Source organism: Ruminococcus sp. SR1/5 (genome assembly GCF_000209835.1).
GTDB classification, from domain to species: Bacteria; Bacillota; Clostridia; order Lachnospirales; family Lachnospiraceae; genus Blautia_A; species Blautia_A fusiformis.
In genome coordinates this window covers 2,074,768-2,096,042 of record NC_021014.1, presented here as the reverse complement: position 1 = coordinate 2,096,042, position 21,275 = coordinate 2,074,768, and the positions used below count along the sequence as shown (strand labels likewise).

Here is a 21,275-nt window from a genome sequence, read left to right as displayed (position 1 = left end):
ATTTTTATTGCACAGGGCAATGTTTTATGTTATGTTTGAATGTGTGTAATTAAAGTTGTTATTAAAATGACAAACAACGCTGAAAGGAGAACAAATATGAGCAGTAAAATTACGATCATCGGAGCAGGAAGTGTAGGAGCAACTATCGCTTATACCTTATCACAGAGGAGTATTGCATCAGAGATCGTTCTGATCGATATTAACAAAGATAAGGCTGAAGGTGAGGTTATGGATATTGAGCAGGGAACCAGTTTCCGTGAGCCGATCTCCATCGTGGCAGGAGATTACCCGGATGCTGTAGATTCTGACATTGTGATCATCACTTCCGGTATTGCCAGAAAACCGGGACAGACTCGCATCGAGCTGACACAGACCAACGTCAACATTATGAAGAGTATTACTCCGGAGATCGTAAAGGTGGCTCCCAAAGCGCTTTATATTATCGTAAGTAATCCATGTGATATTATGACTTATGCATTTGCAAAGCTTTCCGGACTGCCGGAAAATCAGATCCTTGGTTCCGGAACCGCCCTGGATACGGCCCGTCTCCGCTGCAGACTTTCTCAGCACTACGGTGTATCTGAGAAAAATATCCACGCCTATGTATTCGGAGAGCATGGAGATACTTCCTTTGTACCGTGGTCCAGAGCCTTTGTTGCAGGTGCGACCCTTGATGAGTTTGACAAGATCGTTCATGAGGATCAGAAAGATCTGCAGCCACTTGACAGAGAAGAGGTTCTGGAGTATGTTCATACTTCAGGATCAACTGTGATCGCCAAGAAGGGTGCTACATTTTATGCGGTAGCCGTATCTGTTTGCAGACTTTGCTCGCTTCTTCTTGCAGCATCTGATACAATAGTCAGTGTATCAACCATGCTTCACGGAGAGTACGGTGTTGAAGACGTATGTCTTAGTACCATGGCTTCTATCGGACCGGAAGGTGTAAAACGTATCGTTCGTGTTCCGCTGACCGAGGAGGAGACAGAGAAGCTTCATGCAAGCGCCAATGCTCTGAAGGACGTGATCGCACAGATTGATCTTTGATAAATGTCAGAAGCTGTGTAAAGAGGAAAAAGCAGCCTCAGGCAAATTTGAAACAACGGGAGAAAGATAAAAATGGATATTATTCAGGTAATTACCAGAGAATTGAACGTTGAGAAATGGCAGGTCGAGGCAGCGGTTAAGCTGATCGATGAAGGCTGCACCATTCCTTTTATTTCCAGATACCGTAAGGAAGCAACCGGTACACTGAACGACGAACAGCTTCGTAATCTTAATGAGAGACTTACTTATTTAAGAAATCTTGAGGATAAAAAGGCTCAGGTTCTGGGCAGCATCGAGGAGCAGGGCAAGCTGACTCCGGAGCTGAAGAAACAGATCGAGGCAGCGCAGACACTCGTTGTGGTAGAGGATCTTTACCGTCCGTACCGCCCGAAGCGCCGTACACGTGCCATCATCGCCAGGGAAAAAGGTCTGGGACCTCTGGCCGACATCATCCTTCTCCAGATGACGAAGAAACCTCTTGAAGAAGAGGCAAAAGCATTTCTTTCTGAGGAAAAAGAAGTCAAAACTGTGGAAGAGGCCATCAGCGGTGCCAGAGATATCATTGCAGAACACATTTCTGATGAAGCAGATTATCGTATCAGTATCCGTAAGAGAACAATGGATAAGGGAACTATATGTTCCACCGCAAGAGATGAGAAGGAGCAGTCTGTATACGAGATGTATTATGACTTTGAGGAGCCGGTGAAAAAGCTTGCAGGTCATCGTGTCCTTGCTCTGAACCGTGGTGAGAAAGAGAAATTCCTTACTGTGAAGATCCTTGCACCTGAGGAAGAGATCATCCGTTATCTTGAAAAACAGGTGATCGTCCGCGATAATCCATACACTACACCTGTTCTGAAAGAAGCCATTGAGGACAGCTATAAACGTCTCATCGGACCGGCTATTGAGCGTGAGATCCGAAGCGCCCTTACAGAGGCAGCAGAGGACGGTGCCATCCATGTCTTTGGCAAAAATCTGGAGCAGCTTCTCATGCAGCCTCCAATTGCAGGACAGGTAGTTCTTGGCTGGGACCCTGCCTTCCGTACCGGATGCAAGCTGGCAGTGGTAGATCCTACCGGAAAGGTTCTGGATACCACAGTTATTTATCCCACAGCACCAACCAATGAGACCAAGATCCGTGCCGCAAAGGAAACCCTGAAAAAGCTTATCAGCAAATATCATGTGACACTGATCTCTGTAGGAAACGGAACGGCATCCAGAGAATCCGAGCAGATCATCGTGGAGCTTCTTAAGGAAATCCCTGAAAAGGTCCAGTATGTTATCACCAACGAGGCAGGTGCTTCTGTATATTCCGCAAGCAAGCTTGCCACGGAAGAATTCCCGAATTTCGATGTTGGACAGAGAAGCGCCGCATCCATCGCAAGACGTGTACAGGATCCGCTTGCAGAGCTTGTAAAGATCGATCCGAAATCCATCGGTGTCGGTCAGTATCAGCATGATATGAACCAGAAAAAGCTGGGAGAAGCCCTTAACGGCGTTGTGGAAGATTGTGTAAACAAGGTCGGAGTGGATCTGAATACTGCGTCTGCATCCCTTCTGGAGTATATTTCCGGAATTAGCAAGGCCATCGCAAAGAATATTGTAGCCTACCGTGAGGAAAACGGCCGTTTCCAGACAAGAAGAGAACTTCTTAAGGTTGCCAAGCTTGGTCCGAAAGCCTTTGAGCAGTGTGCAGGTTTCACACGGATCACAGGAGGCAAAAATCCTCTGGACGCAACCAGTGTCCATCCGGAAAGCTATGACGCAGCAAAAAAACTCTTGGAAAAGCTGGGCTACACACCGGAAGATGTGGCAGAGCGTAAGCTTACCGGTATTTCCGGGCAGATCCGCGATTACGGAAAACTGGCAAAGGAGCTGGAGATCGGAGAGCCAACCTTACGTGATATCGTAAAGGAACTGGAAAAACCTGCCAGAGATCCACGTGACGAGATGCCGAAACCGATCCTCCGTACCGATGTCCTAGATATGAAGGATCTGAAAGAGGGCATGGTTCTTAAGGGAACTGTCCGCAATGTCATTGACTTCGGTGCTTTTGTGGATATCGGTGTGCATCAGGATGGCCTGGTCCATATTTCCGAGATGAGCGAGAAATTCATCAAACATCCGCTGGAAGCAGTCAGTGTGGGAGATATCGTGGATGTCCGTGTTCTTGGTGTTGATATGAAGAAAAAACGGATCAGCCTTTCCATGAAGGGAATCAGTAAATAAAGAGAAAAACTGAGTAAAGAGAAGCAGGCAAGTATATTCTGCAGCATTCTGCGGCGGATTACCGGACCGATATACAATAAAGCTATAACAGAAATACAGCAGTGGTTTATACCCTATACTTTATAGAACCGGAGAAATCAGGTTTACAGGGAAAAACCACTGCTATATTATTATATTACCAGATGCGGATTATAGGAAATGCTTATATCAGAAATAAGCTTTGAAGCTCATAGATCGATCCGCATATGTATATCGAATAATCGATCAGACAGGAGGGATTATATTTGGATAGTACTGTACAGACCGTGCAGGAGGTCGGAAATCAGGTAAGCCAGTACAGGCAGATGTTTGAAAATTATCTGCCGGACATCACGAAATTCGGAATCAAGGTTGTTCTGGCTATTGTTGCTTTCTGGGTAGGAAGCACGGTAATTAAATGGATCGTAAAGTTTGTGAGGAAATCACTGACAAAATCCAGGCTGGATACAGGAGTGGCACAGTTTATGTCCTCACTGGTCAAGATCGTACTTTACATACTCCTGATCTTTAACATATCCATAAGCTTTGGAGTAAAGGAATCATCTCTGGCAGCACTTCTCGGAACTGCAGGTGTTACTATGGGTCTTGCCCTCCAGGGTGGACTTGCCAACCTGGCAGGAGGTATGATGCTTCTTCTGTTCAAGCCTTTCCAGGTAGGGGATTACATCATCGTTAACGGACAGGACGGAAGCGAGGGAACGGTAGCCAAGGTCGAGATCTGTTATACAACGCTGTTATCCATTGATAACAAGCACATCGTGATCCCGAACGGTACTCTTTCCAATGTGACCATCACCAACGTAACAGCAAGGGATCAGCGAAGGCTGGAGATCAAAGTGGGGATCTCTTACAATGCAGATATCCAGAAGGCCAAGGATATCCTGGAAGATATCCTCACCGAGGATCCGGATACAAGAGAAGACGAAGAGATGGTGGTATTCGTAGACGAGCTGGCAGAAAGCTCTGTGATCATGGGCTTTCGTGTCTGGGTAGATACCGACCGCTACTGGGCAGCCAGATGGAGATTGAACCAGAGGATCAAGGAAGATTTTGATTATTATGGAATTGAGATTCCTTATAATCAGCTGGATGTGCATATCCATAAATAATGTGCATAAAGGAAGAAAGCTAAAGCCCTTTCACATGGCAGAGAAATTGCTGTGTGGGAGGGTTTTTTGGTGAAAGTAACTGGTTTTGAGATTATTACTGCCATTCACGATAATAGAGAATATGAAAATTATTGACAAACCAGTGTCGGGGTGCAATAATACCCCACAGAGATAGTATTTGGACTCAAAACTATACTCTGGCTGAAATCACTGGAATCTTATATAAAAATAGCCAGCCGGAACCCGGGATCGGGAACGGACGGATATATGAAAATTATAAAAGATACGAGCCTGTATCGATGATAACGAAGGCGTTACAACAGTTATGGGAATTTTGTGCAACTGTTGAAGAGCATGCTTTTCGTGTATAAAAAACAGGACTCAATATACAGGGAATCAATCAGAAGCGTTTCAGGGTCGAAGTGTACCCCGAGACGTTTTTTTATTAAATACGGAAGCGGATGTTTTTATCCACTTGAAAGTTATTCCCTGCAGGAAAGGACTTATATAAGATGACAATAGAGATGTTAAAAGGAAAGATCCACAGAGCAACCGTTGTCCAGGCGGAACTGGATTATGTAGGAAGTATCACTGTGGATGAGGAACTGCTGGAAGCTGCCGGGATACTGGAATATGAGAAGGTCCAGATCGTAGATGTGAACAACGGCAGCCGTTTCGAGACATACACCATTTGTGGAGAACGCGGAAGCGGTATGATCTGCCTGAACGGAGCAGCAGCAAGATGTGTAAGCACCGGTGACAAGATCATCATTATGGCTTACGCACAGTACGAGCAGGAAGAAGCCCGTACTCACAAGCCTGCAGTTGTATTTGTAGATGAAGAGAACAGGATCAGCAGAGTGACCAATTATGAGAAACACGGACTGCTGAAGGATATGGCCTGACGCAGATCAGGAAGATAATAAGACGAAGGTGAATTCAGAAAAGAGGCTATCTCGAATCTATAAAGAAAACCGGTTCTAGAACCGGAAAAGAGGAGAGCACAATGCAGGTAACAAAAACAGTAGAAGAAACAAGAAAACAGATCAAAGCGTGGAAAAAAGAAGGAAAAACAGTAGGCCTTGTGCCAACCATGGGATTTCTCCATGAGGGACACGCAAGCCTGATCAAAAAATGCAGAGAGCAGAATGATATCGTAGTGGTATCCGATTTCGTCAATCCTACACAGTTCGGTCCTACCGAGGACCTGGAAGCCTACCCGAGAGACTTTGAGCGTGACAGCAAACTCTGCGAAAGCCTGGGAGCAGACCTGATCTTCTGCCCGGAGCCTTCCGAGATGTATCATGATCCCCACGCATTTGTAAGTATAGATACTCTGTCAGAGACACTTTGCGGAAAAACGCGTCCGATCCATTTCAAAGGTGTGTGTACCGTTGTGACCAAACTGTTCCATATTGTGGCACCGGACAGAGCATATTTCGGACAGAAAGACGCACAGCAGCTGGCCATCATCCGCAAGATGGTGAGTGATCTGAACTTCGATATTGAGATCGTAGGCTGTCCGATCATCCGTGAGGAGGACGGACTTGCAAAATCCTCCAGAAATACATACTTAAGCCCTGAAGAGAGAAAAGCAGCTCTTTGCCTGTCAAAGGCAGTAAAAGCCGGACAGGAAGCCATTCACGCAGGAATCCCGGCAGAAGAGCTTCTCGGAAAAATGCGAGCAGTGATCGAAGCAGAGCCTCTGGCAAAGATTGATTATGTATCCATGGTAGATGCACTTACCATGCAGCCGGTGGAAAAAGCTGACCGCAGCGTTCTTGTAGCAATGGCTGTTTACATCGGAAAAACAAGACTGATCGACAACTTCAGCTACGAGGTATAATGTATGGGAAAAGTTTTAAAGAAAATCGGAATTATCAGCAGCCTTGCATCCAGATATATCGGGATCATTATCATTGCTTTTTCCTGCCTGGCTTTTTTCTGGCGTGACGGATTTTCTTGGATGACGAACTATACGTCTGTATTTCTGGGAGTGATCATGTTTGGTATGGGTCTGACCATAAAACTGGATGACTTCCGGGCAATTTTTTCCAGACCCAAAGAAGTGGTGATCGGTGCAGTGGCTCAGTATACCATTATGCCGGTGATCGCCTGGCTTCTGTGTAAAGTGATGAACCTTCCGGCAGATCTGGCACTGGGAGTGATCCTGGTGGGATGCTGTCCGGGCGGAACAGCCAGCAATGTGATCACCTATATCGCAGGAGGTGATGTGGCGCTTTCTGTGGGAATGACTATAGTTTCCACACTGGCAGCACCGTTGATGACACCGTTTCTTGTATATGTTCTGGCAGGAACCTGGGTGGAAGTATCCTTCTGGGCTATGGTGATCTCTGTGGTAAAGGTAATTCTGATCCCGGTTCTCCTGGGAGTTTTTCTTCGGAGTCTTGCGGGAGAGCATGTGGATAAGGTATCCGATGTTATGCCGCTGGTGTCGGTTGTAGCTATTGTTATGATCATCGGAGGAATTGTAGCTGTAAATGCAGAGAAGATCGTAAGCTGTGGAGTTCTGGTGCTTGGAGTAGTGGCGATCCACAATTTCTGTGGTATGATGCTGGGATTTCTGGCTGCAAAAATCTTCCATGTGGAGTATTCCAGAACAACTGCTATAGCTATAGAGGTAGGCATGCAGAACAGTGGCCTTGCTGTCTCACTGGCAGCAGCTAATTTTGCAGCCAATCCGCTTGCAACACTTCCGGGCGCGATCTTCAGTGTATGGCACAATATTGCGGGTTCCATTTTTGCGGGGATCCGCCGTGCAGGTGCAGAAAACCTTGCAGAGCTTGACCGGATCAGGGAAATCGACTGCTGTAATTGCGAAAAGCAATAAGCAGTGAATGCGGATTGCGGATATCCTCCTGACGGGGAACAGAAAAGCTGTGGAAGAATGTCTGTAAAGAAAGATCGGGGGGAGTTTGAGAGATAAAATGGCAGATTATGTCGAAAGAAAAAGTCATAAAATGCAGAATTGTGGTTTACAAATTTTAGCCGGTATACTATAATAACCACATGGACGAACAAACGTCCCCAACATATGAAAACAGGGGGGCCCGCTGAAGCGAGCTGAGAGTAGACTGTAAATGTCTTGACCCATAACCTGATTTGGATAATGCCAACGTAGGGACATATACACGAAGGATTCTTAAAGACACAGAAGATCAGAGAGTACAGAAGAGATCAGAAGTACAGAAGATTTTCATTAAGTACGTAAGATTAAGAGCCGGTTGCCGTGATGCGTATGCGTTGCAGCAGCCGGTTTTTTGTTGTATAAACACAAAGAATTTATGGAAGGAGATTTTTTTTACATGAGAAATTACAGTACACAGATGGAGGCAGCCCGTAAAGGCATCATCACACCTGAGCTTGAGATCGTAGCTAAGAAGGAACGCATGACAACAGAGGAACTGCTTCCGCTGGTAGCTTCCGGTAAGGTGGCGATCTGTGCAAATAAAAATCACAAATGTATCGATCCGGAGGGCGTAGGTTCCATGCTCCGCACCAAGATCAATGTAAACCTTGGTGTATCCAGAGACTGCAAGGACTACGATGTAGAGATGCAGAAAGTAATGGAAGCTGTAAACATGGGCGCCCATGCTATCATGGATCTTTCTTCCCACGGAAATACCATTCCGTTCCGACGCAAGCTGACATCCGAGAGTCCGGCAATGATCGGAACCGTTCCGGTTTATGATTCCGTTATCCACTATCAGAGAGATCTTGATACGCTGACAGCTAAAGATTTTATCGATGTAGTCAGACTCCATGCACAGGATGGTGTTGACTTTGTAACTCTTCACTGTGGAATCACAAGAAAGACCATCGATCAGATCCGTAATCACAAGAGAAAAATGAATATCGTTTCCAGAGGAGGATCTCTTGTATTTGCATGGATGTGTATGACCGGTGAGGAGAATCCGTTCTATGAATATTACGATGAGATCCTGGATATCTGCCGCGAGTATGATGTGACCATCTCCCTTGGTGATGCCTGCCGTCCGGGATGCCTGGCTGATGCAACAGATGTATGCCAGATTGAGGAGCTTGTACGTCTTGGCGAGCTGACCAAACGTGCATGGGAAAAGGACGTTCAGGTTATGGTTGAGGGACCGGGACATGTGCCGCTTGATCAGGTTGAGGCAAATATGAAAGTACAGCAGTCCATCTGTCAGGGTGCACCGTTCTATGTATTAGGACCTATCGTAACTGACGTTGCACCGGGATATGACCACATCACATCCGCGATCGGCGGAGCAGTAGCTGCTATGTCCGGAGCAGCATTCCTCTGCTATGTAACACCGGCCGAGCACCTTGCACTTCCGAATCTTGAGGACGTAAAACAGGGAATCATGGCATCTAAGATCGCAGCTCATGCAGCAGACATTGCCAAAGGTGTCCGCGGTGCCCGTGAGATCGATGACAAGATGGCAGATGCCAGAAGAAAGCTTGACTGGGAGGCACAGTGGGAATGCGCCATGGATCCGGAAACAGCAAAACGTATCTGGAACGAGCGCAAACCGGAGCATGATGATACCTGCTCCATGTGTGGTAAATTCTGCGCAGTACGAAGCATGAACAAGGCACTTGCAGGAGAGCATATCGATATTCTGTAAGAATACAGAATGCATATGAGCATGCAGCATCACAGTAGAACGTGGTGTTGGCAGTATCCAGCCAGAAAACTGGTTGATTGAATGCGGATATGGAAAGAACAGTAATGCTGAAATTGTGGAAAGTCTGATGTTCCGATAATAAAACATAAACCGCTGTGATCTAAAATGAAGATCACAGCGGTTTTTTGCAGAGTAGGGGACATTATTGCAGCTTGCGAAAAGACAGGGCCGCGTTATAATAAAAACAGAACTTACATATAAACGGTTTACATAAAAAGGAAGGAAAGGTACGAAATGAAATTTCCGAAAAAATTGATAGCATTTGGTCTGTCATTATGTATGTCTGTTGTTCCATGTGGACCGGTGGCGGCCGAAGATTTTACAGATGCACAGACGGATATGACAGACACCATTGATACTTTTACAGATGACGGGAATTCTGAGGAATCAGAAAATACCGTAAACACAGATCAGATCACGGAAGAAGATACTGCCGTGAGCACAGATCAGATTACAGAAGAAGAGTTTCCGGGATCAGATATCGGAACGGAAACGGATGAAGCTGAAAGCTCAGAGAGTGAGGAAATACAACAGGATTCTGATGAAGGATTAATTCTGGAAGAACCTTCGGCGGTCATCAGAAAAGCAGAAGGAACAGAGGATACAGAGGAGGCTGCGGCACCGGAAGAAATTTTTGGTGACGGAGAAAACCAGGAGCAGCAGGAAGATATATTCACAGATGATATTCCGGCAGCAGGCACTTCCGAAAAAGAAACAGATGTAGAGAGCACAGAAATATATCTGTATGCGATGAATGATACCTACAGCAGTGTGATCTCCATGCCGGATACCATGCAGACATCTTATCAGATCCAGACATCCGGCAAAAATCCGGTATATACGGTTGTTTCCGGTTATACTGCGAAAGTCAGCGAAACCGGTCTTGTTACTCCTAAAATGCAGTATGTAACCTATGTAGACAAAAACGGAAATGACGTAAAGAGCCAGTGGGAATACATGTTTGGAGAGACCCTGATCTCTGTACAGGATGGAAACAGTACCGTTTATTATAAATTCATACTCAAAGATTATGCGGAGTATTACGCAGAACAAAAAATGGATACATTCCTCAAAGAAAATATTACTGCGGAAATGTCCGATTATAAAAAGGTTGAGACGATCGCCAGATGGCTTGCCAACAACTTCAATTACAGTCAGTATCATTCCGGTTATACAGGCCTGATGCTGGATGGCGGCGGAGACTGCTGGGCCAATACCAGCGCAGTGAACTATATGTGCGAAAAACTGGGACTGACCGTGTATGCAAGGTATGCGGCAAATGATCCGGGGGCGGGAAGCGGTCACAGGAACTCTGTAGTCATAATTGACGGAGAAAGATATCTGGTTGACTGCGGATATACGGGAAATGCCCCCAGACATTATGAATTGTCCAAAATGGACTATGACTATTCTTATAAGATTCTGAATGATGGAACACTCAGGCTGTATCAGTATGAAGGAACGGATACAAATATCGTAGTTCCGGATACTATTGACGGAAGAAAAGTAACGGTTCTTGGAAACAGTACCTTCCAGTATTGCACCCAGGCTTCTGATATAGAGTCTGTTACTTTGCCGGATTCGCTTACAACCATCGAAAAGAATGCTTTTTACAACTGTGAGAAATTGAAATCTGTTACGATTCCCCCAAATGTGTCATCTATAGGGCTGGCTGCTTTTGTGGAGGGCTTGTCTGAGTCCAGTCTGACAGAAATTAAAGTAGATCCGGAAAATCCGTATTTTTCTGAAAAAGACGGAGTGGTATTCAGCAAGGATGGCACAAAACTGATCGTGTTTCCGTCCGGACGTTCCGGAGATTACCAGATCCCGGATGGAACTGTAAGCGTGGGAGACTATGCTTTTTATTACTGTGTAAATGTTTCTTCCATAACAGTACCGGGAAGTGTCAGAAGCCTTGGAGAAGGTGCTTTCGGAAACTGTTCGTCGCTTACGAAAGCTGTCCTGAACGAAGGCTTGGAAGAAATCGGTGAATATGCATTCCAGAGCAGTTCAGGGATCCGTGATATTATAATTCCCGCATCTGTAAAATCAGTTGGGAAAAATGGACTTCGTCTGTCTTCCGGGTGCAGGATAAGAGTACTGAGCACAGATACTGTCTGGGCGGATGATGCGTTCAGGGATTCAGCACTGATCGCGGGAAAAAAGGATTCCACACTTCAGAAATACGCAGAGGACCGTGGCTGCACGTTTGTGGAGCTGTCAGCAGACAACCGGATACCGCTTCAGAATGAATGGTTTGAACAGATCACTTCAGACTATGAATATAATGGAAAAAGCCATGAACCCGAAATAGAATCCAGTGAATCCGCACCGGAACTTGAGCAGGGCTTCGATTATGAAGTAACTTATGAAAATAACATCAATGCAGGAACTGCGACTGTAAAGATCACGGGAAAAGATATTTTCTGCGGTACAGTAGAGCGGAGTTTCAAGATTACGCCAGATGAAAATGGAATGTATGTGTGCTATTTTGCGGAAAATAATGAAACATACCTGGAAACCACCTTTAAAGGAAAAAAGTGGAACCGGAAGTGGTAATTGACGGACTGGTACAGGGAAAAGATTATACGGTAACCTATGTTAATAATGAAAAGCCTGGTGAAGCTCGTGCAGAGCTCACGGGAATCGGCAATTATAAAGGATCGGAAACATTATATTTTACTATTTACGGAAAACTACCGGCTGCGGATCCAATAGCTGATCAGACATATACAGGAAAAGAACTCACACCTGCCATCGTAATCCCCGGATTGAAAGCCGGCGAAGATTATTATATGTACTACGAGGATAATCAGTATCCGGGTGTTGCAACGGTAACCATTTATGGTACCGGTTATTATAAAGGTACCGCAACCATTCATTTCAAGATCATAAAAAAGACAGAAAAGTTTGTCAGCAATGTTAAGCTAAACAGAACCTCTTACACTTATACGGGAAAAACCATCCGGCCATCAGTAACCGTAACTGTAAATGGAAAGAAGATCGGGGCGAGTGCTTATAAGCTGTATTACAAAAATAATAAAAATTCCGGAATTGGAACTGTGCAGGTCAGAGGAATCGGAAAATACAGTCGTATCAACAAAACGCTTACCTTTAAGATCCTGCCTCCAAAAACTCTGCTGACAGGACTGAAAAAAGCAAACAGATCCTTTACTGCAAGCTGGAAAAAAATATACAGGCAACCGGCTATCAGATCCAGTATGCAGCAGACAGCAGATTTACAAAAGAAAGAAAAACGGTCACAGTTGGAAAACAGTCTGCGACCAGATATAAGATATCAGGACTGAAAAACAAAAAGACCTATTATGTCCGCATCCGGTCATATAAAAGAGTCGGAAAAAAGGTTCTTTACAGTAGCTGGAGTACGGTAAAGAAAATCTGGGTTTGATCATAAAGGAGTGGATCTTAGATTTATATAAATGGAGCAGAATGCTTCTGTGACAGAATTAAGCCTTGTAATTATAAAAAGAGCGCGTTATAATGAACTCATAAAAAAGAAAATTTCTTCGGGGCAGGGTGTGATTCCCTACCGGCGGTATAGTCCGCGACCCGCTTTGGCGGCTGATCTGGTGAAATTCCGGAACCGACAGTAAAGTCTGGATGAGAGAAGAACGCGCAGTATTTAAAGAACGTGCTCAGTGCCCCGGGAAGAAGCTCCCGGGGCTTTTTATGTGAAGAAATAGAAATTTTTTTCGCATAAAGATTTCTTGTGGAAATTTTCTTTGAATATTTCTGAAGAAGGAGAGAGAGTTATGAGTGAACAGATATTACAGAGAGGAAATGCCGTGGAAAGAAGCAGAACAAGGACCATCGCGCAGGTAGCCATGCTTGGTGCTGTGGCAGGAGTATTAATGAATCTTGAGTTTCCGATCCCGTTTCTTGCACCGTCTTTTTATCAGCTTGATTTTTCCGAGGTACCGGTTATGGTAGGAACCTTCGCTATGGGACCTGTGGCAGGTATCCTGATCGAACTTGTGAAGATTCTCGTACATCTTGTGACGAAGGGAACCATGACTGCCGGTGTTGGTGATGTTGCCAACTTTCTGTTTGGATGTGCCTATGTGGTACCGGCCGGTCTGATCTATCGTTTCCGTCACAAAAAGAGCAGAGTACATGCAGTTGCAGGTATGGCAGTGGGAACAGTTCTGACAGCGATCCTTGCATGCTTTGTCAATGCCTTTGTGCTGCTTCCAGCTTACGGTAAGGCGTTTGGAATGCCAATCGAGACCTTTATCCAGATGGGAAGCGCAGTACACAGCTCCGTAAACGGATTGCTTACCTTTGCACTGCTGATCATTGCTCCGTTTAATATCTTTAAATATGCACTGACATCTCTGATCGTATTTGTAATTTATAAGAAGATCCGTGTTGTACTGAAGGGTGACTGATCATAAGCAGCTGCCGGAGGATGAAGAAAAGATCAGAAATTGGTGGTTTCAGATAAATATCTGAGAATGTGAGAAATGCCATGTAATATATTGCCGATGGGCAGTAAATTACATGGCATTTTTTATGTCAGGCGTTTTGTTCTGCAGCTTTCATGACTCCAAGCTCACGTCTGGCAAAAACAACGGCCAGCACAAATGCAGAGGTATCTGCAATTGGTCCTGCGTACATGACGCCATCGATTCCGAAGAAGACCGGGAAGATGACGATCAGCGGCAGCAGGAAGAGCACCTGCCTTGTGAGGGACATGATCACACCAAGCCTGGCTTTTCCAATGGAGGTAAAAAAGCCGGCGGACATAGGCTGGATCCCGTTGGCAAAGGTCATCAGCATGAAGATGCGGAGATATTTTTCTGCAAAATGAAAGTACAGGTCGCTGCCGTTTCCGAAGATGCCTACGATCTGATGCGGGAAGAACTGGAAGCAGATAAAAAATATGGTTGCGATCACAGTACATAAGGTTACGGAATAGCGGTATGTCTGGCGTACACGGCTGTATTTTTCGGCACCGTAGTTAAATCCCCAGATGGGCTGGGAGCCCTGGGAGATTCCGATGCAGATGGCCATAAATACCTGATTGACTTTGGAAATGATCCCTGCACAGGCGATCGGAATATCACTTCCGTAAGCGGAGAGTGCTCCGTAATGGCGAAGTGTATTGTTCATGACGATCTGCACTGCAGCAATGGCAACCTGATTGATGCAGGATGCCATTCCCAGAGAAAAAATGGCAGACAGATTGCGTGCCTTAGGAATCAGCATGGAGTGGTCCAGGTACATTTTCCGGAGTCTGGAAAAATAAAAGATGATCAGAAGTCCGGATACGATCTGGCCGATCACGGTTGCCCAGGCTGCACCTTTGATGCCCCAGCCGAATCCAAAGATGAAAAGCGGGTCCAGGATGGTGTTGATGGCGGCACCGGCCAGGATGCAGGTCATGGAATAGGTAGGACTCCTGTCTGCTCGGATCAGGTGGTTGCCGCCTGTGCTTAAAACATAAAAGGGAAGTCCAATGGCGGTGATCCCCATGTAATCAATGGCATAGGGCATGACGTCCGGTGTTCCGCCGAAAAAATGAAGAAGTGGCTTCAGGAACAGAAGGACGATGACAGAGAGTATCGTACCGGAGATTATCAGCGAGGAGAGTCCGGTTCCTGCGATGGAGCTGGCTTTTTTTTCGTTTCCTGCGCCCATTTCCAGGTTGTAATTGGAGGCACTGCCGATTCCCAGGAGCAATGCAGCAGCAGTAGAGATAATGGTTACGGGAAATGCGATGTTTGTGGCGGCGTTTCCAAGCATTCCTACGCCCTGTCCGATAAAGATCTGGTCAACGATATTGTACAGAGCGCTGACCAGCATGCTGATGATGGCGGGAATGGCGAATTTGGTGATCAGGCTGCCTACAGGGGCGGTTCCCAGAGGGTTTTCGGCCTGGGCAGCATTGGTCTGGTTTTTCAATGTTTTTTCCTTCTTTCTTGTCTACAGTAGCTGTTTGGTAATGTGATAAGTGGATTTTTAATTTTATAGCAGGGTATTTATTATAGCACTATTGTGAAGGGAGTGTAAGTATAAAAAATTGACCTTTGGTTTTGGATGGGATAAAATGTTTTTAGAAAAATTTTCGGGAAGGAGCTTTTCAGATGGGTAAGATCAACAGTGTGAAAAAACTTACAGATAATAAGTTCGTGAATCTTTATGGAGTGGATGCGACCAGTGTACATGATACGCCGGTTTCTTATTTTGTGGCCTCCAGGGCGAAGAGTGTGGAGGATATGAAGCTTTCTACAGGGGAGAATCATCCGGATGGGGTGATCATTTACAGTGTTTATGGAGAGAAGCGGGATAAGGTTGTGCTGATCCGTCAGTATCGGTATACGATCGGCGGGTATATTTATGAGTTTCCGGCGGGGCTTGTGGAGCCTGGGGAGGATTTCCATGAGGGTGCTGTGCGGGAGATGTTTGAGGAGACCGGGTTGAAGCTGGAGCCGATCAAGGTTGCGGAGGCTTTTGAGAAGCCTTATTTTACGACGATTGGGATGACGGATGAATCCTGTGCTACGGTTTATGGGTATGCCAGTGGTGAGGTTAGTAAGGCTGCTCAGGAGGATAGTGAGGAGATCGAGGTTGTGATCGCGGACCGGGATGAGGTCAGGAGGATACTGAAGGAGGAGAGGGTTGCGATCATGTGTGCTTATATGCTGATGCATTTTCTTGAGGATGAGGAGGTGTTTGGATTTCTTGGGGAGATTTAAACGGAGGTAGTTATATGGCGGAAGGGGACGCCAGTGAGGGGCTTCTTTCCAGGCTGGGGCTTCGTCGGGGGCTGGCTTCTAAGGTGCCGGAATTCTGCTAAAAGCGCTTCAAAAAATCTCGAACTCGCGTCTGAAGCCGCTCAAACAGCGAGATTTTTTGAAGCAACGCAGATTTCCGCCACCTAAGAAGCAGCTCCCCTCCTGCAGAGTCAGCCTGGAAAGAAGCCCCTCACTGGCTGTGCGTTGGCCGTGAGACGTGTTAAATCTCGTGGGGAGTGTTGCTAGTGGGGTGGTATGACGGGAGTTGGATGAGCCGTCAGCGCTGCGCTGGACGGCTGGGAGGAAAGGCTGAGATTCCTTGTGGCATGACGGGAGTTGGATGAGCCATCGGCGCTGCGCTGGATGGCTGGGAGGAAAGGCTGAGATTCCCTGTGGCTTGAAGAGGGGAATGGGTCATCGGCGCTGCACTGGATGGATGAGAAAAACGGGGAATCTGCGGTTGCGGATTCCCCGTTTTGATCAGAGTTCTATGAGTTTTCCCAGGTCTTTGTTGTATTTGCAGTATTTGCCGTTTTCGGAGATAAATGGCTGGTAGGTGTCGGTACGGTTGTCTTTGACGTAGACGATTCCGGTGGCGATCATTTCTACCAGGGAGAAGCGTTTGCTTAAGCTGGAGATCCAGCGGTAGGTTTTTTCGTTGCCGGAGTCTGCCATGAGGAGGTTGTAGCCGCCTGGGCAGGCTTCCAGGGTGAAGTAGACTTTCTGGGACCGGATGGAGGTGTTGAAGACCTGGCCGGTGATGTAGGTGGAGAAGTTGGTTTCTACAAATTGGCGGAAGGTGTAGAAATCGTAGATCACGCCGGTGGTCTCATCTTTGATCTTGTCGCCGCGTTCGATGCGGGCTTTCAGGAGCTTGAGGACTTCGATGGTCCAATTGATGAAGGAGATGCTGCTGTAGGTCATGCTTTCCTGAAGTTGATCGACCAGTTGTTTTGACAGGATGTTGGATTTTGATGCTTCATTAAAAAGTTCTTCGTTCATAAGGTTCCCTCCAGTGTTGGATTTTTATATGGTTTTCGCTCTTTTTTTGTATCTTTTATTATAAGTCTGAATTATATATAAAGCAATAAAAAATGCGTAAAATACAAAGATGATTATCGGGAAATGATATATAATTGACGATTATGTTTTGAAAATGTCAGTGCTTTTGAGGGCTGGGTTAAATGTGGACTTTAAATATCGAGTTAATTTGGATAACTATAAATAATTATAAGGAAGAGTTTTACCAAATATTCTCATTTTATTGATAAAATTTTGTTGTATATCTCCCTTGACATAAAGCCTTCCTCCGGGTGTATCATAGTGCTGTGTTAAAGGAGGTAGACTATTATGTTTGAGACATTACAGGAGAAGACGGAAGAGAAAGCAATGGTACAGTTCCTTGAACGCTTTACAGATTATCCATTTCTGGTAAAGTTCAAGAATTCCGAGTATCACATCGGAGAGGGTGAACCTACATTTACGGTGAATTTTAAGAAAGCGATTCCTCTGGCGGATCTGATGAAGAGCACATCCCTTGCACTGGGTGAGGCGTATATGCGTGGGGATCTGGATATCGAGGGAAATCTTTATGAAGCGCTGGATCATTTTCTAGGTCAGATGGGGAAATTTTCTACCAATGAATCTGCTCTGAAAAAAATCATGTTCAGTTCAACATCAAAGAAGAACCAGGAAAAGGAAGTGACCAGCCATTATGATATTGGAAATGACTTTTATAAACTTTGGCTGGATGAGACTATGAGTTATTCCTGCGGGTATTTTATCCATGAGGATGATACGTTGTATCAGGCACAGGTAAATAAAGTTGATTATATCCTTAAAAAATTACATCTGGAAGAGGGTATGAGTCTTTTGGATATCGGCTGCGGCTGGGGTTTTCTGCTGATCGAGGCAGCTAAGAAATATAAGGTTCATGGTACCGGTATCACCTTAAGTCATGAACAGTATGCAGAATTTCAGAGACGGATTAAGGATCAGGGGCTGGAAGATTATCTTACGGTAGAGCTGATGGATTACCGTGATCTGCCGAAGAAGGAGTATCAGTTTGACCGTGTTGTCAGTGTCGGTATGCTGGAGCATGTTGGACGTGATAATTATCAGCTGTTTCTTGATTGTGTGGAAAAGGTTCTGAAGCCGGGCGGACTGTTTCTGCTTCACTTTATCAGTGCTCTGAAGGAGCATCCGGGTGACCCGTGGGTCAAGAAATATATTTTCCCGGGCGGAACTGTTCCGAGCTTACGTGAGATCCTGAACCATATGGCAGAGGACAATTTCCATACCCTGGATATCGAAAATCTCCGTCTGCATTACAATAAGACATTGCTTCACTGGGAAAAGAATTTCCGGGACAATATTGAAAAAGAAAAGACTATGTTTGACGAAGAGTTCCTGCGTATGTGGGATCTGTACCTGTCAGCATGTGCGGCAACCTTCCACAACGGAATTATCGATCTTCACCAGATTCTTATGACCAAGGGTGTGAATAATGATCTGCCGATGACACGCTGGTATTGATAAAAGCCTTTACAAACCTGCCGGAAAGGAATATCATACTTCTATAAAATTATTTATTAAAGCGTATAAGGAGCCTGTGGATTCAGCATATGATTACAGAAATGCTGAATCCGCAGGCTTTGTTTTTTAACCGATAAACCGCGAAGGAGTTATTCGGTCATGAGCAAGTAGCGAAGCGTATTGCGAATATTCGCTTGACTATTCCGTTTACCGATAATTATGGAATGTGCATAAAAACAAAGCTGCAAACTTGTTCAATAAGCAGAATCATAGAAAACTATCTTGACAGATCAGAAGAAAAGAATAATAATGTAATTACTTTAATAAAATAATTAATAAAAGATGATATGCAATAGAAAGAAATTAGAGGAGGAGAATAAGATGCTTCAACAGGTAATGACAAATCCCGGAGAGATTATTTTCAGAGAGGTTCCGGTTCCGGAAGTGGGAGATGACCAGGTTCTGGTTAAGATCATGAACATTGGTATCTGCGGATCAGATATCCACGTATATCACGGTAAGCATCCTTTTACAAAATATCCGGTAACACAGGGACATGAAGTATCCGGTGAGATCACGGGGCTTGGAAAGAATGTGACAGGTTTTAAGGTTGGCCAGAAAGTAACCATCGAGCCTCAGGTATACTGCGGACATTGCTATCCGTGCCGCCATGGAAAATATAATCTCTGCGAGGAACTGAAGGTTATGGGCTTCCAGACAACAGGAACAGCTTCTGAATTCTTTGCAGTAGATGCATCTAAGGTAACACCGATCCCGGAGGAGATGTCTTACGAGGAAGGTGCAATGATCGAGCCGCTGGCAGTTGCAGTCCATGCCGTGAAGCAGATGGGCGATGTAAAAGGGATGAACATCACAGTGATCGGTGCAGGTCCCATCGGAAATCTTGTTGCGCAGACAGCCAAAGGAATGGGGGCAGCCAGGGTTATGATCACGGATGTCAGTGACCTTCGTCTTGCAAAAGCAAAAGAGTGCGGCATTGATATCTGTGTAAACACGAAGGAGAAAAATTTCGGAGAGGCACTGGTAGAGGCATTTGGTCCGGATAAGGCAGATGTGATCTATGACTGTGCCGGAAATAACATCACCATGGGACAGGCCATCCAGTATGCGAGAAAAGGCAGCGTGATCGTACTGGTAGCGGTATTTGCAGATATGGCAACCGTTGACCTTGCTGTTGCCAATGACCACGAGCTGGATATCAAGAGTACTATGATGTACCGTCATGATGATTATGTAGATGCCATTGATCTTGTAAATGCGGGAAAGGTTCATTTAAAGCCGCTGATCTCAAAGACATTTAAGTTCGCAGATTATCTGAAGGCTTATCAGTATATTGATGAGAACCGTGAGACAACCATGAAGGTTATCATCAATGTGCAGGAGAAATAATTTCTGAAGATTATAAGTGATATAAGAAAAACTCCCGGATGTTTGGCTGTCCGGGAGTTTTCAGATGGTGGCGGTGTCAGATTATGGGAGAATTTTTGGAACAGTTTTGAGTGATTTGTTTATTGATGTGTGGTATGGTTATTATATCTTATAGGATTCTTGTCTGTATGGACATTCTGAAAGCTTCGTATTCTGGAGCGTTTTCCATTTTAAGTTCCTGTAGAGTTTGTAAAAATACGTTTTATGGGGTTTTTATGTTTTGATGATGTGGTATAATTTGTATATACCGGTGGGAGTGATCAATCGTTTGTTTTTGGATGGACGGTCGGATGAAGTGCAGCGTGTGATGACGGATGTAAAATGGCGTCAGAAGCTGTATGATGAGTATGAACTGTAACAAGTGATATGAGTATGACGAGGAGAAAATAGCATGGAGAATATTTTTCACAGAGTAAGTATCCGTAAATATGAAGATAAACCCGTAGAGAAGGAAAAGATCCTTCAGATCCTGAAAGCAGGTATGCAGGCGCCAAGCGCATGTAATCAGCAGCCGTGGGAATTTTATGTTGTGACAGATAAGGAGAAGATCCTGGAGCTTTCCAAAGCCACTCCCTATTCCGGATGTGCAGCAGGTGCACCGGTTGTGATCGTTCCGGTATATCGGAAAGAGGGATTGCCTGTTCAGGATATGGCACAGATCGATATGTCTATCGCACAGGAGAATATCTGGCTGGAAACGGATGCACTGGGACTTGGCGGCGTGTGGATCGGAATTGCACCGCTTAAGGATCGTATGGCGCTGGTCCATGATATTCTGAAGCTTCCGGAGAATGTGGAGGTATTTTCTCTTTTTGCCCTGGGGTACCCGGCAGAGAGCAGAATGCAGCAGGATCGTTTTGATAAAAGCAGGATCCACTTTGTAGAATAAAAAAGCCTTCTTTGAGGAAGATAACATCCGGAAACAGAAAAAGTCTGAATGTAGTGAAAAATACCAATAAATCCTCTGAAAATTTGTGCAGAACGCATTTTGCATGATCGGGATTTTTACGATAAAATGTAAGTATAAGAACTGAAAAACTGCATTAAATGAAAGAGGTGAAGGGTATGAAGGAATATGAGATCATTATTGAAACCATTAATCCCTGCGGTGGCGATCGTCATTCTCAGCAGGAGATCGTTGAAGCAAAGATCGAGAGTCCGGAAGCTTTCGTAAAAGAAAAAGGAAGATTTCCGATCATTGATAAGATCGAGAATCCCGATGGCGGAGTCGTGATTGTAACCGGTGACGGAAAAGGATACATGGTAAGATATACATTTTCTGAATAATGGATAATGCGGCGTATGTGACGGAAAACGGATCGTAAAGCAGAGCTGGGATCAGATCTGGCTTCGTTACATACGCCGTGTTTGGGCTTTTACCTAAAAAATGCATAAAAAACATATGCAAATTTGTAAAATAT

The 21,275-nt window shown here is 45.1% G+C and carries 18 protein-coding genes and 2 riboswitches; of the genes, 16 read left to right on the top strand and 2 right to left on the bottom strand.

Annotated features, from left to right (window positions below; translation table 11 throughout):
* Positions 1-96: 96 nt before the first annotated feature.
* The 11 genes from CK1_RS10550 (at position 97) to CK1_RS10505 (ending at position 13,521) form a co-directional block, all read left to right on the top strand.
* The gene (locus CK1_RS10550) at positions 97-1,044 is read left to right on the top strand and encodes an L-lactate dehydrogenase (protein WP_015526226.1); all 948 of its coding nucleotides are present in this window, start codon (positions 97-99) and stop codon (positions 1,042-1,044) included.
* A 72-nt stretch (positions 1,045-1,116) separates the two neighbouring features.
* Positions 1,117-3,273 (top strand): Tex family protein, encoded by a 2,157-nt coding sequence (locus CK1_RS10545; protein WP_015526225.1) that lies wholly within the window; start codon positions 1,117-1,119, stop codon positions 3,271-3,273.
* Positions 3,274-3,557: 284 nt separating this feature from the next.
* Complete coding sequence (locus tag CK1_RS10540; protein ID WP_330383034.1) at positions 3,558-4,421, top strand: mechanosensitive ion channel family protein; 864 nt, start codon at positions 3,558-3,560, stop codon at positions 4,419-4,421.
* 512 nt (positions 4,422-4,933) lie between these two features.
* A complete protein-coding gene (panD, locus tag CK1_RS10535) occupies positions 4,934-5,326 on the top strand; it encodes an aspartate 1-decarboxylase (RefSeq protein WP_015526224.1) in 393 nt (130 codons plus the stop codon).
* 101 nt (positions 5,327-5,427) lie between these two features.
* Positions 5,428-6,267: a pantoate--beta-alanine ligase gene (panC, locus tag CK1_RS10530; protein WP_015526223.1), complete on the top strand. Its 840-nt coding sequence runs from the start codon at positions 5,428-5,430 to the stop codon at positions 6,265-6,267.
* 3 nt (positions 6,268-6,270) lie between these two features.
* Positions 6,271-7,272: a bile acid:sodium symporter family protein gene (locus CK1_RS10525; RefSeq protein ID WP_015526222.1), complete on the top strand. Its 1,002-nt coding sequence runs from the start codon at positions 6,271-6,273 to the stop codon at positions 7,270-7,272.
* 202 nt (positions 7,273-7,474) lie between these two features.
* Positions 7,475-7,583: riboswitch (TPP riboswitch) on the top strand.
* Between the two features lie 164 nt (positions 7,584-7,747).
* On the top strand, positions 7,748-9,052 hold the full coding sequence (thiC, locus tag CK1_RS10520; RefSeq protein WP_015526221.1) for a phosphomethylpyrimidine synthase ThiC: 1,305 nt from the start codon (positions 7,748-7,750) through the stop codon (positions 9,050-9,052).
* A 294-nt stretch (positions 9,053-9,346) separates the two neighbouring features.
* On the top strand, positions 9,347-11,671 hold the full coding sequence (locus tag CK1_RS10515; protein WP_015526220.1) for a leucine-rich repeat protein: 2,325 nt from the start codon (positions 9,347-9,349) through the stop codon (positions 11,669-11,671).
* Complete coding sequence (locus CK1_RS10510; RefSeq protein WP_306288869.1) at positions 11,653-12,420, top strand: hypothetical protein; 768 nt, start codon at positions 11,653-11,655, stop codon at positions 12,418-12,420. The genes CK1_RS10515 and CK1_RS10510 overlap by 19 nt, the downstream gene beginning before the upstream one ends.
* Positions 12,327-12,521: a fibronectin type III domain-containing protein gene (locus CK1_RS18335; RefSeq protein WP_353611243.1), complete on the top strand. Its 195-nt coding sequence runs from the start codon at positions 12,327-12,329 to the stop codon at positions 12,519-12,521. The genes CK1_RS10510 and CK1_RS18335 overlap by 94 nt, the downstream gene beginning before the upstream one ends.
* Positions 12,522-12,631: 110 nt before the next feature.
* Positions 12,632-12,749, top strand: a riboswitch (FMN riboswitch).
* 136 nt (positions 12,750-12,885) lie between these two features.
* On the top strand, positions 12,886-13,521 hold the full coding sequence (locus CK1_RS10505; RefSeq protein WP_015526219.1) for an ECF transporter S component: 636 nt from the start codon (positions 12,886-12,888) through the stop codon (positions 13,519-13,521).
* Between the two features lie 127 nt (positions 13,522-13,648).
* Here CK1_RS10505 and CK1_RS10500 read toward each other — a convergent pair whose 3' ends face one another.
* Complete coding sequence (locus tag CK1_RS10500) at positions 13,649-15,037, bottom strand: MATE family efflux transporter (RefSeq protein ID WP_306288868.1); 1,389 nt, start codon at positions 15,035-15,037, stop codon at positions 13,649-13,651.
* 182 nt (positions 15,038-15,219) lie between these two features.
* On the opposite strand from CK1_RS10500, the gene CK1_RS10495 reads away from it, so the two are divergent.
* Positions 15,220-15,831 (top strand): NUDIX hydrolase, encoded by a 612-nt coding sequence (locus tag CK1_RS10495; RefSeq protein ID WP_015526218.1) that lies wholly within the window; start codon positions 15,220-15,222, stop codon positions 15,829-15,831.
* A gap of 519 nt (positions 15,832-16,350) precedes the next feature.
* Here the strand turns inward: CK1_RS10495 and CK1_RS10490 are convergent.
* The gene (locus tag CK1_RS10490) at positions 16,351-16,872 is read right to left on the bottom strand and encodes a hypothetical protein (protein WP_015526216.1); all 522 of its coding nucleotides are present in this window, start codon (positions 16,870-16,872) and stop codon (positions 16,351-16,353) included.
* A 348-nt stretch (positions 16,873-17,220) separates the two neighbouring features.
* On the opposite strand from CK1_RS10490, the gene CK1_RS10485 reads away from it, so the two are divergent.
* The 4 genes from CK1_RS10485 to CK1_RS10470 all read left to right on the top strand — a co-directional run bounded on the left by CK1_RS10485 (position 17,221) and on the right by CK1_RS10470 (position 21,141).
* A complete protein-coding gene (locus tag CK1_RS10485; RefSeq protein ID WP_015526215.1) occupies positions 17,221-18,405 on the top strand; it encodes an SAM-dependent methyltransferase in 1,185 nt (394 codons plus the stop codon).
* Between the two features lie 381 nt (positions 18,406-18,786).
* Positions 18,787-19,815 carry a zinc-dependent alcohol dehydrogenase gene (locus CK1_RS10480; RefSeq protein WP_015526214.1) on the top strand — a complete coding sequence of 343 codons (1,029 nt, stop codon included), beginning with the start codon at positions 18,787-18,789 and terminating at the stop codon, positions 19,813-19,815.
* 430 nt (positions 19,816-20,245) lie between these two features.
* Positions 20,246-20,743: a nitroreductase family protein gene (locus tag CK1_RS10475; protein ID WP_015526213.1), complete on the top strand. Its 498-nt coding sequence runs from the start codon at positions 20,246-20,248 to the stop codon at positions 20,741-20,743.
* Between the two features lie 176 nt (positions 20,744-20,919).
* Complete coding sequence (locus CK1_RS10470; protein ID WP_015526212.1) at positions 20,920-21,141, top strand: hypothetical protein; 222 nt, start codon at positions 20,920-20,922, stop codon at positions 21,139-21,141.
* Positions 21,142-21,275: the final 134 nt, after the last annotated feature.